This is a genomic window from Caballeronia novacaledonica (genome assembly GCF_900258035.1).
In the GTDB taxonomy this organism is placed as follows: Bacteria; Pseudomonadota; Gammaproteobacteria; order Burkholderiales; family Burkholderiaceae; genus Caballeronia; species Caballeronia novacaledonica.
On record NZ_OGTP01000007.1, the window covers coordinates 182,019 to 196,292 of the forward strand.

General features: G+C 62.7%; 12 protein-coding genes. 11 read left to right on the forward strand and 1 reads right to left on the reverse strand.

Translation table 11 applies throughout. The annotated features are described in order from the left end of the window. Positions 1-7 precede the first annotated feature (7 nt). From NOV72_RS13140 to NOV72_RS13190, 11 genes are all read left to right on the forward strand, one after another. Positions 8-1,012: a glycosyltransferase family 4 protein gene (locus NOV72_RS13140; RefSeq protein ID WP_216858878.1), complete on the forward strand. Its 1,005-nt coding sequence runs from the start codon at positions 8-10 to the stop codon at positions 1,010-1,012. A 120-nt stretch (positions 1,013-1,132) separates the two neighbouring features. Continuing rightward, entirely contained in the window at positions 1,133-2,587 is a 1,455-nt protein-coding gene (locus NOV72_RS13145) for an oligosaccharide flippase family protein (protein WP_106855021.1), read from the forward strand. Positions 2,588-2,622: 35 nt separating this feature from the next. Further along, positions 2,623-4,293, forward strand: coding sequence for a right-handed parallel beta-helix repeat-containing protein (locus tag NOV72_RS13150; RefSeq protein WP_106855022.1), 1,671 nt, complete (start codon positions 2,623-2,625; stop codon positions 4,291-4,293). 88 nt (positions 4,294-4,381) lie between these two features. Next, on the forward strand, positions 4,382-4,774 hold the full coding sequence (locus tag NOV72_RS31945) for a hypothetical protein (protein ID WP_146149995.1): 393 nt from the start codon (positions 4,382-4,384) through the stop codon (positions 4,772-4,774). 147 nt (positions 4,775-4,921) lie between these two features. Continuing rightward, the gene (locus tag NOV72_RS13160; protein ID WP_245933028.1) at positions 4,922-6,373 is read left to right on the forward strand and encodes a mannose-1-phosphate guanylyltransferase/mannose-6-phosphate isomerase; all 1,452 of its coding nucleotides are present in this window, start codon (positions 4,922-4,924) and stop codon (positions 6,371-6,373) included. A gap of 50 nt (positions 6,374-6,423) precedes the next feature. Next, on the forward strand, positions 6,424-7,755 hold the full coding sequence (locus NOV72_RS13165; RefSeq protein ID WP_106855025.1) for an exopolysaccharide biosynthesis polyprenyl glycosylphosphotransferase: 1,332 nt from the start codon (positions 6,424-6,426) through the stop codon (positions 7,753-7,755). Between the two features lie 241 nt (positions 7,756-7,996). After that, a complete protein-coding gene (locus tag NOV72_RS13170) occupies positions 7,997-9,289 on the forward strand; it encodes a gallate dioxygenase (protein WP_106855026.1) in 1,293 nt (430 codons plus the stop codon). A 22-nt stretch (positions 9,290-9,311) separates the two neighbouring features. Further along, on the forward strand, positions 9,312-10,661 hold the full coding sequence (locus NOV72_RS13175) for an MFS transporter (protein WP_106855027.1): 1,350 nt from the start codon (positions 9,312-9,314) through the stop codon (positions 10,659-10,661). Positions 10,662-10,676: 15 nt separating this feature from the next. Continuing rightward, positions 10,677-11,702 (forward strand): amidohydrolase family protein, encoded by a 1,026-nt coding sequence (locus NOV72_RS13180; RefSeq protein ID WP_106855028.1) that lies wholly within the window; start codon positions 10,677-10,679, stop codon positions 11,700-11,702. 1 nt (position 11,703) lies between these two features. Beyond that, entirely contained in the window at positions 11,704-12,387 is a 684-nt protein-coding gene (gene ligK / locus NOV72_RS13185) for a 4-carboxy-4-hydroxy-2-oxoadipate aldolase/oxaloacetate decarboxylase (protein WP_106855029.1), read from the forward strand. A gap of 5 nt (positions 12,388-12,392) precedes the next feature. After that, positions 12,393-13,076, forward strand: coding sequence for a substrate-binding domain-containing protein (locus NOV72_RS13190; RefSeq protein WP_181291027.1), 684 nt, complete (start codon positions 12,393-12,395; stop codon positions 13,074-13,076). A gap of 13 nt (positions 13,077-13,089) precedes the next feature. Here the strand turns inward: NOV72_RS13190 and NOV72_RS13195 are convergent, their stop codons facing one another. Further along, positions 13,090-14,190: an NADH:flavin oxidoreductase/NADH oxidase gene (locus tag NOV72_RS13195; protein WP_106855030.1), complete on the reverse strand. Its 1,101-nt coding sequence runs from the start codon at positions 14,188-14,190 to the stop codon at positions 13,090-13,092. Between the last annotated feature and the right edge of the window lie 84 nt (positions 14,191-14,274).

Consider the following 14,274-nt stretch of genomic DNA (forward strand, 5'->3'; position numbering starts at 1 on the left):
GGAAGGAGTGATCTTCGACGGCCGCTGGAAGGGCACGCACGGAATCGGCCGATTCGCTACGGAAGTGTCGGACTGTCTTCGGCTCAAGCACGCCGAGCTTCGCGGCAATCCTGCTTCGCCTTTCGACTGGCTTTATCTCAGCATGAAACTGGCTTCGAGAACGAAGACCATTTTTTTCTCTCCGGGTTATAGCTATCCTTTGTTCTACCGCGGACGCGGCGTGCTGGTCGTGCACGACCTGATTCACGTGGACGTGCCGTGCTCCTTCTGGTTTCTGAAGAAGATCTATTGCGAGGTCATTCTCAGGACGGTCTGCCGTCGCGCCAGCGCGGTGCTGACGGTCTCCGAATTTTCGAAGAAAAGACTCGCGGAATTCACGGGCATCAATCCGACGAAGATAAGAGTCGTGGGCAATGGCGTATCGGATGCCTTCAGGAAAGAAGGTCCGCGCTTTGAGCTGGAGGACGGCGAGGCTTATTTCCTCGGCATATCGAATGGAAAAGGACATAAGAACAACCGGAAAACGATCGACGGTTTCGTTGCGGCAAACCTCGGCGATCGCGTGAAACTGCTTTTCCTGGGCTTTCCTTCAACAGAGATACTGTCGTACGTCGAGGAGATCAAGGCCAAGGACCGGATCAGATTCATGGGCCGGCTGTCGGAGGAAGAACTCGCGGCGCTGTATCGCGGTGCACAGGCTCTGATTTTTCCATCCCTTTACGAGGGATTCGGATTGCCGATCGTGGAGAGCATGGCGTGCGGCACGCCTGTCATTACCTCGAATTGCACGGCGATGCCGGAGATTGCGCAAGATGTCGCGATCATGGTGGATCCGTCGTCGTCGCCGCAAATCGCGCAAGCTATCCGGCGCATCTCGGGCAATGACGAACTGCGCCGTGTCATGGGCGAAAAGGGCATCGATCGGGCGCGAGACTTCAAGTGGGAAGATGTCGCGAGAAAGATCGAGGCAGTGCTCACGGAATTGAATGATCGCGCGGAGGCGAGGAGATAGCAGGCGGCTGCGCTTGTCGGAATCTAATTCGATGCCATTCTTCGAAACGCATGAACATGGCGAATGCCGGACACGCATTCGACCGGCGGAAAAACCATAACCGATAGTCGATTTGACGCCATGGACAAAGTTATCGTCAAGAATATCGTCATCAATTTCGCGGGCCTCATCATACCGGCGTTCGTCTCGCTCGCTACGGTGCCTGCGTATATTCACGCGCTGGGGCTCGAGCGCTATGGCGTCGTGGCGCTGGTATGGGTTCTGATCGACTACTTCGGCATTCTGGGTTTCACGATGAGCATGGCGGCGCAAAACAGCATCAGCAAGGCGCATTCGACGGGCGATGCGCGAAGCTGCGCGGAAGTGCTCTGGAGCGTGGTCTGGGCGAATCTGGCGATCGGCGTATTGATCGGCGCCGCGGTATACGTATGCGGGCTTTTCTACGTGTCCTTCTGCATGAGCACGGAAAATGGCTTGCGGCACGAAGTCATGATGGGGCTGCCCTGGCTCGCGCTGGCGGTCCCGGTGGCCAATGTGAGCTGCGCGTTCGGAGCAGCACTGACCGGCGCCGAGCGATTCGGCGTATTCAACACGACGCAGACGATCGGCACGATGCTGTTTCAGTTGATCCCGCTCGGCGTCGCGTTCGTCATCGGTCCGACGTTTCAGAACGTGCTGGCCGCCGCCATTCTCATGCGTTTGCTGACCGCCGCGCAACTCGCGTGGCAGTCGATGCGCGTGCTGGGCGTCTCGAGCGTCAAGGGTCCGCGGCGCGACGTCGTGAAGAGCCTGTTCGGCTTCGGAGGATGGATGTTCGTCGGCACGGTGACGTCGATGGTCTCCGAGTCGATCGACCGCGTGCTGATCGCATCGACCCTCGGTGCGCGGCTCGTCGCGCTCTATTCGGTGCCGAAGAATCTCGTGACGCGCCTGAACATCCTGGCTTTCGCGGTCGAGCGAGTGCTGTTTCCGCGGCTGTCGGCAGTCGATTCCGCATCGGCGGCCGTGCTCATGCGGGAATCGAGTCAGTTTCTCGGCGCAGTGCTCACACCGATCGTACTGTTGGCGATGCTCGCCGTGGGTCCGTTCCTTCAGGTCTGGGTAGGAAACGAAGTCGCGTCGGTGGCGACGCCCTTCGCGCGAGTCCTGATCGTCACGATGTGGATTGCGGGACAGGCGGACGTCGTGCGTCTCCTCGTGCAGTCTCACGTCAGCGTCGCGAAGGCGGCACGGGCCTGCGTCCTGCAACTTCCGGTCTATGTGGCTGTTCTCTTCGTCGCCATTCATCAGTTCGGGCTGATGGGCGCGGCCGTGGCGAATGTCTTCAGAGTGTCGCTCGACTACGTGATCCTCTTGCGCCTCGCGCGCACGCCCTTACGCTCGGCGCTGCGGGGCATGTCCGCGCACGTCGCCTTTCTGCTCGCTTGTCTGTGGCTGAGCAGTTCTTTCGAGAACACGTTGATGACCTACGTCGTCGGTGCGCTGCTGATCCTCGCGGATGTGGCGTGGTCGCTGGCCACGTCGCCCGCGTTGAGAAACATGGGGCGATCGTTGCTGTTACGGCTCTACTTTTGAACAAAAGATTCATTCGGGTTCGATGCGGGAGCAGCATGGACAAGCGCAAGCGCGAAACACTGTTCACTCTGGCTCGGTCCGGTGCGGCAGCCGTCATGGCCGCCGTGTCCGGCTCCGAGCGCGCTGCCGCGCAGGTGAGTTCCGCGGACGGCTGGGTCGACCCCGCGCAACTCGGCGCGATCGCGGACGGCGCATCGCATCTGCTCTCCACGCGCTATGCGACGCTCGAACAGGCACGCTCCGTTTATCCGTTCGTCACGAGGCTCGATTCCGAGATCGACGGTTGCGCGATCCAGGCGGCGCTGAACGCCAGCACGAAAGTCCGGCTTTCCGCGGGAAATTTCCGGATATCCAATACGCTGACCGTGCGAAGCAACACTGAAATTCAGGGCGCCGGGACGGGCACGGTGCTCACCTGGACACACGAGAGTCTCGCCGACCGTTTCACCATGTTCAGCGCCGAAAACTCCAGCGCCATTCGGTTGCAAGGATTTTCGGTTGTCGACATCAGCGGCTCGAAAGGCGGCTACGTGTTCGCCGGCACACGCGTGGTCAATGTCAATGTCGAGCAGATCAACGCGGATCGAATGGCGATCGCCATGTTCTCGCCTTCCGGAGGCGAGACGTACGCCAGCTTGTCGAACGACTTGTCGAGTGCTTCCGACGTCAGTTCCGACGTGCACGTCACGGACTGCACGGCGACGAATATCGCCAATAGCGACGATCCGCGAGCGGCCGTGCTGTTCGCATTCTGCGCCGGATGGTCGGTGACGGACTGCACGTTCTCGAACGCGCCGTTCGGCGTGCAGTGGTGGGGCGGCGATTCGAATCCGGAAGTCGACGGCGCGCTGACCAATGCCCGCAAGTGCGTGGACGGCACGATCACCAACGTTCAGGTTTCGAACTGCATCGCCGGCGTGTGGGGCTCGATGGGGTCCAACGTGAAGATCGTCGGCTGCGATGTCGACACGGCATCGGACGTCGGCATCGATTTCGAAGGCTGCACGAACAGCAGCGCCAGTCAGAACAGCGTGCGCAACTGCGTCAACGGCAACTTCGCGTGTTTCTGGTGGAACGTGGACGTTTCCTTCGTCGGCAACACGTCGCGGCAGAGCCGCGCGGACTATCCGCACCTGCGCGTGTACAACGCCTGGCAAGCCACGAGCAATCGCTCCATGACCGTCGATGGAAACACGTTCATCACGGATCAGACGATCGGCGTCATCGACACGGCTTACGGCGGCGTGGAGACGCTCGAATTCGGCAACAACCAGCTCACGGACACCCGAATAGCTTTCAGCGAGAACACGCTCCGCTATGTGACCGTCGCGGACAATCGGCTTCTCTTCACGCGCGCCGCAACCGAGACCATGAACGCGATCGAGATCGGATCGCTCTACGGCAACGGACTCGGCGTGGCGGCACGGAACGTCATCGAATCGAGAGTGACGCAGCCTCCCGATTCCGCAGCGCTTTATCTCTGGTCGGACGATCCCAATTCGGACTCTCAGTTCCAGGTTCTGGACAATCAGACGAGCGGCTTCCCGATCGATCTCCTGACCGATAGCTGGAGCACGAATCCGGCAAGGACGAGCTACTTCACGATTCAGGGGAATACGTTCGGAAGCGGCGCTTACAGGAAAGAGGATCATGGCGCCCGGAGTAGCGTCAGCGTCCTGCGGAGCAATCAAGGCATTTCGAACTGAAGGGGATGCGCGACGCTGCGTCGACGCGCCTGGCCGCGATTGTCGGTACGGCAATGCAATAAGGTAACCTAATAAATCGGGAATCGCCGTGGACACCGTGCTGTCAGACCAATTCGAGTGTTTTCATTGCCGCAAGACATTCGGCGGTGGCGTGTACGAGATCGTTCACGAACGATGTCGCTTGCACTTCGAAGAGCGGGTGCCTTACGTCGAGAGCCTGAACCTGCGCGGTCTCGAGTGCTACTGCTCCCGCGCTTGTCTCGAATCGCGCGTGGATCGGGTCATGGCCCGCGAAAAGATACCGGTCACGCATCCCGGGCCGGACCGGATCGCGAATTGTTCTATCTGTCGCACGCCGGTGGACAGGACGGAAGTTCACCATGCCTATCTGGCCACGCTGTCCGAACCGCTCGATGACGTCACCTGGGACACGCTCCAGACAGAGTATCTGGCGGTTCTCTGCAAGACGTGCGGCCGATAAGACGAGCACAGATCGAACCAGGACGATTCGCCCTCCAGTTCGCCGCTTTCATAGCATGAGTGTGAAAAACCACGGAGCACAGTCATGGAAAACGCAGTGAGTTCTGAAGACGTCATCGTGATCGCGAGCGCCGATGCATCGTGCGCGATGTCCTGCCGTCGTATCGTCCCGGTGATCCTCGCGGGCGGTTCGGGCACACGGCTATGGCCGATGTCGCGCGAGCAGTTTCCGAAGCAGTTGATCGGCGTGATCGGGCGTGATTCGCTATTGCAGGCCACGGTCGCGCGAATGGAAGGATTCACAGGCGATTTCAACGTCGACGAACAGTCCATCATCGTGTGCGGCGAAGAGCATCGCTTCGCGACGGAAGAGCAGGTACGGCTGTGCGGCGTCGGAGCGAGGATCATCGTCGAGCCGGCGCGCCGGGACACGGCGCCCGCGCTCACGCTTGCCGCGCTTGCGATCACCGCCGATAACGACGACGCGATCATGGTCGCGATGCCGTCCGATCATTCGATCGCGGATCTGCACGCGCTGCACGACGCGATCGCCGTCGCCGCCGGTTACGCGGAGCGCGGCATGATCGTCACGCTCGGTGTTCCGCCGACGCGACCGGACACGGTCTTCGGCTATATCCGCATCGGCGAGCCGCTCGATCATGGCGCGCATCTCATCGAACGCTTCGTGGAAAAGCCGGCAGCGGAGCTTGCCGCGCAATACGTCGCCGCGCAACGCTACTGGTGGAACAGCGGGATCTTCATCGTGCGTGCGAGCGTGTGGCTCGACACATTGCGCCATCTGAACGGCGAGATGCACGCGACCTGCACGGCCGCACTCAAGGAAGGCAAGGCCGACGGTCACCTCATTCGTCCCTGTCCGGACCGGTTCGCACGAGTGCCTTCCGACTCCATCGACTACACGGTGATGGAGCATATCGGCGGCGCCGATTCGCCTTGCGAGGGCGCGGTCGTGCCGCTGTCGGCGGGATGGTCGGATCTCGGCTCGTGGGACGCAGTATGGGAAGCGATGGAGAAGGACACGCTCGGCAACGTGGCGAGCGGACGCGTCGTGTTCGAAGGCGCGACGTCGAGCTATGCGCGATCCGAGGGCGGGCGCCTCGTCGCGTGCGTCGGCACGGAGAACATCGTCGTCATCGATACCGATGACGCCGTGCTCGTCGCCGACCGTTCGCACGCGCAGGACATCAAGCGGCTGGTGGCGCGCATCCGGGAAGAGCACGCGCCGGAGGCCGAGACGCATCGCAAGGTGCGCCGCCCCTGGGGCTACTACGATTCGATCGAGCACGGCGCGCGCTATCAGGTGAAGCATATCGTCGTCAGACCGGGCGGGCGGCTGTCGTTGCAGATGCATCATCATCGTGCGGAGCACTGGGTCGTCGTGCGCGGCACGGCACTCGTGACGCGCGGCGACGAGCAGTTCCTGCTTTCTGAAAACGAATCGACGTTCATTCCCCTCGGCGTGCGGCACCGGCTGGAAAATCCCGGCAAGGTGGAGCTCGAAATCATCGAGGTTCAATCGGGCGCTTATCTCGGTGAAGACGACATCGTGCGTCTCGACGATTGTTATGGCCGCGTTTGACCGCCGCGCAGGTCGTATTCGAGCACGCAATCAGAGCCAGGAGGCATGACATGTGCAACAGCGAGGGACTTCTGCCGCGGCTTTTCGATGTCGCCATGGTGGTATCGGGCGCGGTCATTGCATCGCGGATCAGAGTGGAATACATCGCCGAGACCACCGGCTACATACCGTTCGTCGCGTTCGCCGCGGCGTCCGCGCTCCTGCTCTTTCCGGGCTTGGGCGTGTACGAGTCACGGCGCGGACCGGGCAAGCTCATGCTCGCGTGCCGCATGTTGTTCGCGTGGCTGGTCGTACAGGCCTGCGTGCTCGCGCTGATGTTCTCGCTGCATCGGCTCGATCAGACGTCGCGCGCGTGGTTCCTGTGCTGGACCGCGATCTCGGGCGCGCAGATCATCGCGGGACGTCTCGTCGCGCAAGCGGTGTTCGCGCGCATGGGTCGCGCCGAGATGCAATTTCATCGCGTGGCGATCGTCGGCTGCGGCAGGCATTGCGAATCCGTCATGACGAGTATCGAGCGGGCGAGTCATTCGGGCTTTCGCGCGATCGCGCTGTTCAACGCGTTGCCGGAATCGCCGATTGCCTCACGCGTGCCCGTCTTCGACGATTTCGACGCGTTCGTAACCGAAGTTCGCGAGCAGTATGCGCGCGAGTTGTGGCTCGCGTTGCCGATGTCGCAGGATCACACCATCGAGCGCTTCGTGAACGCGTTTCGCGAAGACCTCGTCAACGTGCGCTTCATCCCGGACATGCACGGCCTGACGCTTCTCGAAAGCGGCGTGAGCGAGATCCTGGGTGTTCCCGCGATCGATCTCGTCGCCTCGCCGTTTTCGCGAAGGGCGCTGCTGGAAAAAGAAGTGTTTGATCGCCTGCTGGCGCTGCTCGCGCTCGCCGCCATTGCACCGCTGCTGGTTGGCATCGCCATTGCGGTGAAGCTCGGTTCGCGCGGTCCCGTCCTCGTCGGGCAGCGGTGCAAGGGGCCGGACGGACGCGTCATCACGCTCTACAAGTTCCGCTCGATGCGTCTCGATGCCGAGATGACGAGCGTGGGCGCGTTGCTGCGCCGCGCGAGCCTCGACGAACTGCCGCTGTTCTTCAACGTGCTGCGTGGCGACATGTCGATGGTCGGCCCGCGACCGCATGCGCTCGAACACGACGATCTGTATCGAAAGGCGGCGTCGGGCTATGTTCATCGTTACCGCGTGAAGCCGGGCATCACGGGTTGGGCGCAGGTGCACGGCTTCCGTGCAGAAACGGATCTGATCGAGAAGATCGAGGCGCGCGTGGCGCACGACCTTTACTATCTGGCGAACTGGTCGTTCGGACTGGACATGCGCATCATCGCCACGACTCTGCTCAAGGGCATGCGAGGCGCGACCGCCTGATGCACTTGCGTCCTGCTTCACGCGCCATCAGTTTTGTTTATCGGCACATCCCTGCCGCCACGCCGACTTGCACCCCGCCGGGCCCGTCCCGGCGGGCTTCCCACGCGCCGAGACCCCATCCACAAACGCAAAATACTGGTTAACGCGTAGTACCCGCCGCGCTGCCTTCCTCGCTACCCTTCGGGCTTCAGCTTCCCCCAAGCAAGCCCGCTCGGCCACGCATTCTGAAGGAGTAGCGCACATGGCACGGATCATCGGAGGCATTGCCGCCTCGCACACGCCGACCATCGGTTTCGCGTTCGACAAGAACAAGCGCGACGATCCCGTCTGGGCGCCGATCTTCGAGAACTTCGCGCCGCTCGCGAACTGGCTCGCGGACAAGCAGCCCGATGTCATCGTCACGATCTACAACGACCACGTCACGTCGTTCTTTTTCGATCACTATTCCGCGTTCGCGCTGGGCGTCGGTCCGGAATGGCGCGTCGCGGACGAAGGCGGCGGCGCACGCGATCTGCCGCCGATCAAGGGTCATCCGGCGTTTGCCGCGCACATCGGCACGTCGCTGATGTCCGACGAATTCGACATGTCGTTCTTCCAAAACAAGGCGCTCGATCACGGCTGCTTCTCGCCGCTCTCGATGCTCTGCCCGCACAAGCCCGAATGGCCGGTCAAGCTCGTGCCGCTGCAAATGGGCGTGCTGCAATTGCCCGTGCCGAGCGCACGCCGCTTCTACAAGCTGGGCCAGGCGCTGCGTCGCGCGATCGAAAGTTATCCTGAAGACATCAAGGTCGCGATCCTCGCGACGGGCGGTCTCTCGCATCAGGTGCACGGCGAGCGCGCGGGCTTCAACAACACCGCGTGGGATGCGCGCTTCCTCGATCTCTTCGAGCGCGATCCCGAGCAGCTCGCGGACATGACCATCGCCGAATATGCGGCGCTCGGCGGCTACGAAGGCGCCGAAGTCATCATGTGGCTCACGATGCGCGGCGCGTTGTCGTCGAATGTCGTGTGCAAGCATCGCAGCTATTACCTGCCGTCGATGGCGGGCATTGCGACCGCGATCTACGAAGGCGAGGACAGCGAGACCAAGCCGGCGATCGTCGAGCGTCATCGGCAGAAGATGGCCGTGCAGCTCACCGATGTCGAGAAGCTGGAAGGCACGTATCCGTTCTCGATCGAAACGGCGGTGCGCGCGTATCGCATCAACGACTATCTGCATCGCATGGTCGAGCCCGCGCATCGCGAGGCGTTCAAAGAGAACGAGGAAGCGAGCTTCGAAGCGGCGGCTCTTTCCGATCAGGAGCGCGATCTCATTCGCCGGCGCGACTGGCGCGGGCTGCTTCATTACGGCGTGATCTTCTTCATGCTCGAAAAGCTCGGCGCGGTGACGGGCGTATCGAACCTGCATATCTATGCCGCGATGCGCGGCGAAACACTCGAAGAATTTCAGAAGACGCGCAATGCGCCCGGCGCGCTGTATTCGGTCGCGGGAAAGGGCGCGGGCAAGCTCGACTGGGACAAGACCAAGAACTGAGCGACAAGTTGAGGAGACACGTATGAATATCGCTAAAACCATCGACATCAAGGGCTTCATCGACGAACGCCCGATATCCGCGTACCAGTGGCTGCTGGTGGCGCTGTGCTTTCTGATCGTGACGGCCGACGGCATGGACGTCGCGATCATGGGCTTCATCGCGCCTTCGATCATCGCGGACTGGCATATCTCGCGGCCCGCGTTCGGCCTCGTGATGAGCGCGGCGCCCATCGGGCTCGTGATCGGCGCGCTCGCGGCGGGTCCGGCTTCGGATCGCATCGGACGCAAGTGGGTGCTGATTGCTTCAGTGTTTCTCTTCGGCGTGTTCACGATCGCGACCGCGTTCACGAATTCGCCTTCGAGCATGGCATTGCTGCGTGTGTTGACCGGCATCGGCCTCGGCGCCGCGATGCCCAACACGACGACGCTGCTCTCCGAGTACGCGCCGCAGCGCAAGCGCGCGCTGCTGATCACGATCATGTTCACGGGCTTTAATCTGGGCTCGGCGTTGATCGGCTTTCTCGCGGGCGCTTTGATTCCCGTACACGGCTGGCGTTCGGTGCTGATCTGCGGCGGCGCGCTGCCGCTCGTGCTGATTCCGCTGCAAATCTGGCTGCTGCCCGAATCGGCGCGTCTGCTCGCGGTGCGCGGCGCGACTTCGGCGCGCATCGGCAAGGTGCTCGGCCGCGTATGCGGCGCGCGTTTCGACGGCACCGAAACGTTCGTATCGAGCGAGCCGCCGCTGCCCACGAAGAAGCCCATCGGCGTATTGTTCTCGCACGGCTATGGCCTGATGACGGCGGCGCTGTGGGTCACGTATTTCATGGGCCTGCTCGTGATCTATCTGCTGACCGGCTGGCTGCCGACGCTGATGAAGGACGCGGGCCTCACCGTGTCGTCCGCGGCGAACATCACGGCGATGTTCCAGATCGGCGGCACGATCGGCGCGATCATCGTCGGCTGGATCATGGACAAGGTGCGCCCGGCGCCCGTCATCAGCGCGGCGTATCTCGGCGGCGCGGTCTGCGTGCTCGGGCTCGCGTGGATCGGCGCGTTGTCGTCGTCGCTCGCGTTGCTCGTCTTCGCGGCGGGTTTCTGCATGAGCGGCGCGCAAACGGGCCTCAACGCGTTCGCGCCGAGCCGCTATCCGACCGTCGCGCGTGCGACCGGCGTGAGCTGGATGCTCGGCATGGGCCGCTTCGGCAGCATCTTCGGCTCCGCGTTCGGCGGCGCGCTGCTCGGTCTCGGCTGGGAGTTCGGCGCGATCCTCGCGATGCTCGCCGTGCCCGCGACGCTCGCCGCGATCTCGATTCTCGTCGCGCAACGCAGGCAAATCGACGAAGCGCACGCACAAACGACGGCAGCACATTAGTACCTGGAGCAAAGGATGATCATCGACATTCACGGCCACTACACGACCGCGCCGAAAGCGCTGGAAGCGTGGCGCAACCGGCAGATCGCCGGCATCAAGCGTCCTTCGGAGATGCCTGGCGCGTCGGAACTGCATATCGGCGACGACGAACTGCGCGAATCGATCGAAGCGAATCAGCTTCGGCTGATGCGCGAACGCGGCCTCGATCTCACCGTGTTCAGCCCGCGCGCGAGCTTCATGGCGCATCACATCGGCGACTTCGAAGTGTCGAGCACATGGGCCGCGATCTGCAATGAGCTGTGTTATCGCGTGAGCCAGTTGTTCCCGGACAGCTTCGTTCCGGCGGCGATGCTGCCGCAGAGTCCGGGCGTCGATGTCTCGACGTGCATTCCCGAACTCGTGAAGTGCGTCGAGCAATACGGCAATGTCGCGATCAACCTGAATCCGGATCCGTCGGGCGGGCACTGGACGAGCCCGCCGCTCTCGGATCGCTACTGGTATCCGATCTACGAGAAGATGGTCGAGTACGACATCCCCGCGATGATCCACGTAAGCACGAGTTGCAATGCGTGCTTCCATACGACGGGCGCGCACTATCTCAACGCGGACACGACCGCATTCATGCAGTGCCTCACGTCCGATCTGTTCCGCGATTTCCCGGCGCTCAAGTTCGTGATTCCGCACGGCGGCGGCGCGGTGCCGTATCACTGGGGACGTTTCCGCGGTCTCGCGCAGGAGCTGAAAAAGCCCTTGCTGAAGGATCATTTGCTGAACAACGTGTTCTTCGATACGTGCGTCTATCACCAGCCGGGCATCGACTTGCTGACGCGCGTGATTCCCGTCGACAACATTCTGTTCGCGAGCGAGATGATCGGCGCGGTGCGCGGCATCGATCCTGAGACCGGGCACTATTTCGACGATACGAAGCGCTATGTAGAGAGCGCGCAGATCGAGCCCGAAGCGCGCTACAAAATTTACGAAGGCAACGCGCGCCGCGTGTATCCGCGCCTCGACGCGGCGCTCAAAACGAAGGGACGCTGACATGTACGAACTGGGAGTGGTGTATCGCAACATCGATCGCGCGAACGCGGATGCGGCCGGCAAGCTCGGCGCGCTCGGCTCGGCGACCGTTCATGAAGCGATGGGCCGTGTCGGCCTGATGAAGACCTACATGCGGCCGATCTACACGGGCGCGCAAGCGAGCGGCACGGCCGTCACCGTGCTGCTGCAGCCGGGCGACAACTGGATGATGCACGTCGCGGCCGAGCAGATCCGTCCGGGCGATATCGTCGTGGCCGCCTGCACGACCGACAACACCGATGGCTTCTTCGGCGATCTCATCGCGACGAGCTTCAAGGCGCGCGGCGCGCGGGCACTCATCATCGACGGCGGGGTGCGCGACGTGCGCGTGCTGACGGAGATGAACTTCCCGGTCTGGAGCCGCGCGATATCGGCGAAGGGCACGGTGAAGGCGACGCTCGGTTCGGTGAACATTCCGGTCGTGTGCGCGGGCGCATGGGTGAAGCCGGGCGATGTGATCGTCGCGGATGACGATGGCGTCGTCGTCGTGCCGTCCGCATCGGCGCAACAGGTGCTCGACAAAGCGGTTGCACGCGAGGCGCTCGAAGAAGAGAAGCGCGCGAAACTCGCGAGCGGCGTGCTCGGCCTCGACATGTACAAGATGCGCGAACCGCTGGAAAAAGCGGGCCTGCGTTACATCGACTGATGCGCATGAGCATGAACGGCATTTCTTCGATGGCCACGCGGCAGGTGCTCAACGATCTCGCTTGCGCATACGAAACGAAATCGGGCGAGCGTATCGCGATCGAATCGACGGGCGGCGTCGCGGCGTTCAAGCGGATCGAAGAAGGCGAGGCGTTCGATATCGTCGTGCTCGCCGCCGACGCGATCGACCGGCTCGCGGCTTCTTCGCGTATCGATGCAGCGAGCCGCGTGCGCGTCGCGCGCTCGGGCGTGGCGATCGCGGTGGCGAAGGGCGCGCCGCGTCCTTCCGTCGACGATGAAGCCGCCGTGCGCGAAGCCGTGCTCGCGGCACGCACCATCGGCTATTCGACGGGACCGAGCGGCGTCTATCTGACGCGCTTGTTCGAGCGCTGGGGCATTGCCGAACGCATCGCGCCGCGCATCGTGCAGGCGCAGCCGGGCGTCGCGGTGGGCACGCTCATCGCGCGTGGGGAAGTCGAATTGGGCTTTCAGCAGATGAGCGAGATGATCGGCGTCGAAGGGATCGACGTGCTCGGCATGTTGCCGCCGGAGATTCAGGCGCTGACCGTGTTCGAAGGCGCGATCTGTGCGAACGCGCGCGCGCCGCAACTGGCGCGCGCGTTCCTCGCGTTTCTCGCTTCGCCCGATGCCGGCGACGCGAAAGTGCGTCACGGCATGGAGCCTTGCTAGTCGCGCCAAACAATCATTCGGCGACGGCGTAACGTTCGAGCCAGTGCGCATACGGCGCGGGCAACGCCCACGAAGGCTTCTCCACCTTCAACTGCTTCGCGGCGTGATACGGCCAGTGCGGATTCGAAAGATGCGCGCGGCCGATCATCACGAGATCGAGCTGACCCGATTCGACGGCACGTTCCGCGTTGGGCGGTGAATCGAATCCCCACGCCGATGCAACCGGAATCTCCGCTTCGCGGCGCACGCGCTCCGCGATCGGGCCGAGGAACGCCGGGCCCCACGGAATGCGCGCATCGGGTGTCGAGAAGCCGACGCTCACGCTCATCAGATCGAGTCCCTTGCGACGCAGCGTCTTCGTCAGTTCGATGGATTCGTTCAGCGTGACTTCATCGCGCCCGTCGTATTCGATGACACCGAAGCGCGCCGTCAGCGGCAGATTCTCGGGCCACACTTCGCGCACGGCATCGAAGGTTTCGACGAGGAAGCGGCTGCGTCCCGCGAGGTCGCCGCCGTACTGGTCATCGCGTCGGTTCGCATCGACGGAGAAGAAGCTCTGCGCGAGATAACCGTGCGCGAAGTGCAGTTCGAGCCATTCGAAGCCCGCCTCGCGCGCGCGACGCGTCGCCGCCGCGAAGTCCGCCTTCACGCGCTCGATATCTTCGAGCGTCATGGTCCGGGGCACCTTCGGCAGTCCCGCGCCGAACGCGACGGCCGAAGGGGCGATCGTGTCCCAGCCGCGTGCGTCGCCGGAGGGAATGTGATCGTCGCCTTCCCACGGACGATTCGCGCTCGCCTTGCGGCCCGCATGCGCGATCTGGATGCCGGGCACCGCGCCCGCCGCCTTGATCGCCGCGACGATCTTCTTCATGCCCTCGATATGCGCATCGTCCCAGAGACCCGTGCATCCGGGTGTGATGCGTCCTTCCGGCGACACGCCCGTCGCTTCGACGATCACGAGGCCCGCGCCGCCGCGCGCGAGGCTCGCGTAATGGCTGACGTGCCAGTCGTTGACGAAGCCGTCGATGGCGCTGTACTGACACATCGGCGGAATGGCGATGCGGTTGCGCAACGTGACGTCCTTCAGTTTGAACGGAGTGAAGAGTGCTGACATGCGAAGTTCTCGAATTGATTTGAGGACTCGAATTTAACCGTTCAGTGTCATAATGAAAACTATCCGGAGATTATCAATTCAATA

Excerpts from the sequence above, each read along its gene's own strand:
- NOV72_RS13145 (WP_106855021.1), top strand. The coding sequence starts at position 1,133 with ATGGACAAAGTTATCGTCAAGAATATCGTCATCAATTTCGCGGGCCTC.
- NOV72_RS13150 (WP_106855022.1), top strand. The coding sequence starts at position 2,623 with ATGGACAAGCGCAAGCGCGAAACACTGTTCACTCTGGCTCGGTCCGGT.
- NOV72_RS13160 (WP_245933028.1), top strand. The coding sequence starts at position 4,922 with ATGTCCTGCCGTCGTATCGTCCCGGTGATCCTCGCGGGCGGTTCGGGC.
- NOV72_RS13165 (WP_106855025.1), top strand. The coding sequence starts at position 6,424 with ATGTGCAACAGCGAGGGACTTCTGCCGCGGCTTTTCGATGTCGCCATG.
- NOV72_RS13170 (WP_106855026.1), top strand. The coding sequence starts at position 7,997 with ATGGCACGGATCATCGGAGGCATTGCCGCCTCGCACACGCCGACCATC.
- NOV72_RS13175 (WP_106855027.1), top strand. The coding sequence starts at position 9,312 with ATGAATATCGCTAAAACCATCGACATCAAGGGCTTCATCGACGAACGC.
- NOV72_RS13180 (WP_106855028.1), top strand. The coding sequence starts at position 10,677 with ATGATCATCGACATTCACGGCCACTACACGACCGCGCCGAAAGCGCTG.
- ligK (WP_106855029.1), top strand. The coding sequence starts at position 11,704 with ATGTACGAACTGGGAGTGGTGTATCGCAACATCGATCGCGCGAACGCG.
- NOV72_RS13190 (WP_181291027.1), top strand. The coding sequence starts at position 12,393 with ATGAGCATGAACGGCATTTCTTCGATGGCCACGCGGCAGGTGCTCAAC.
- NOV72_RS13195 (WP_106855030.1), bottom strand. The coding sequence starts at position 14,190 with ATGTCAGCACTCTTCACTCCGTTCAAACTGAAGGACGTCACGTTGCGC.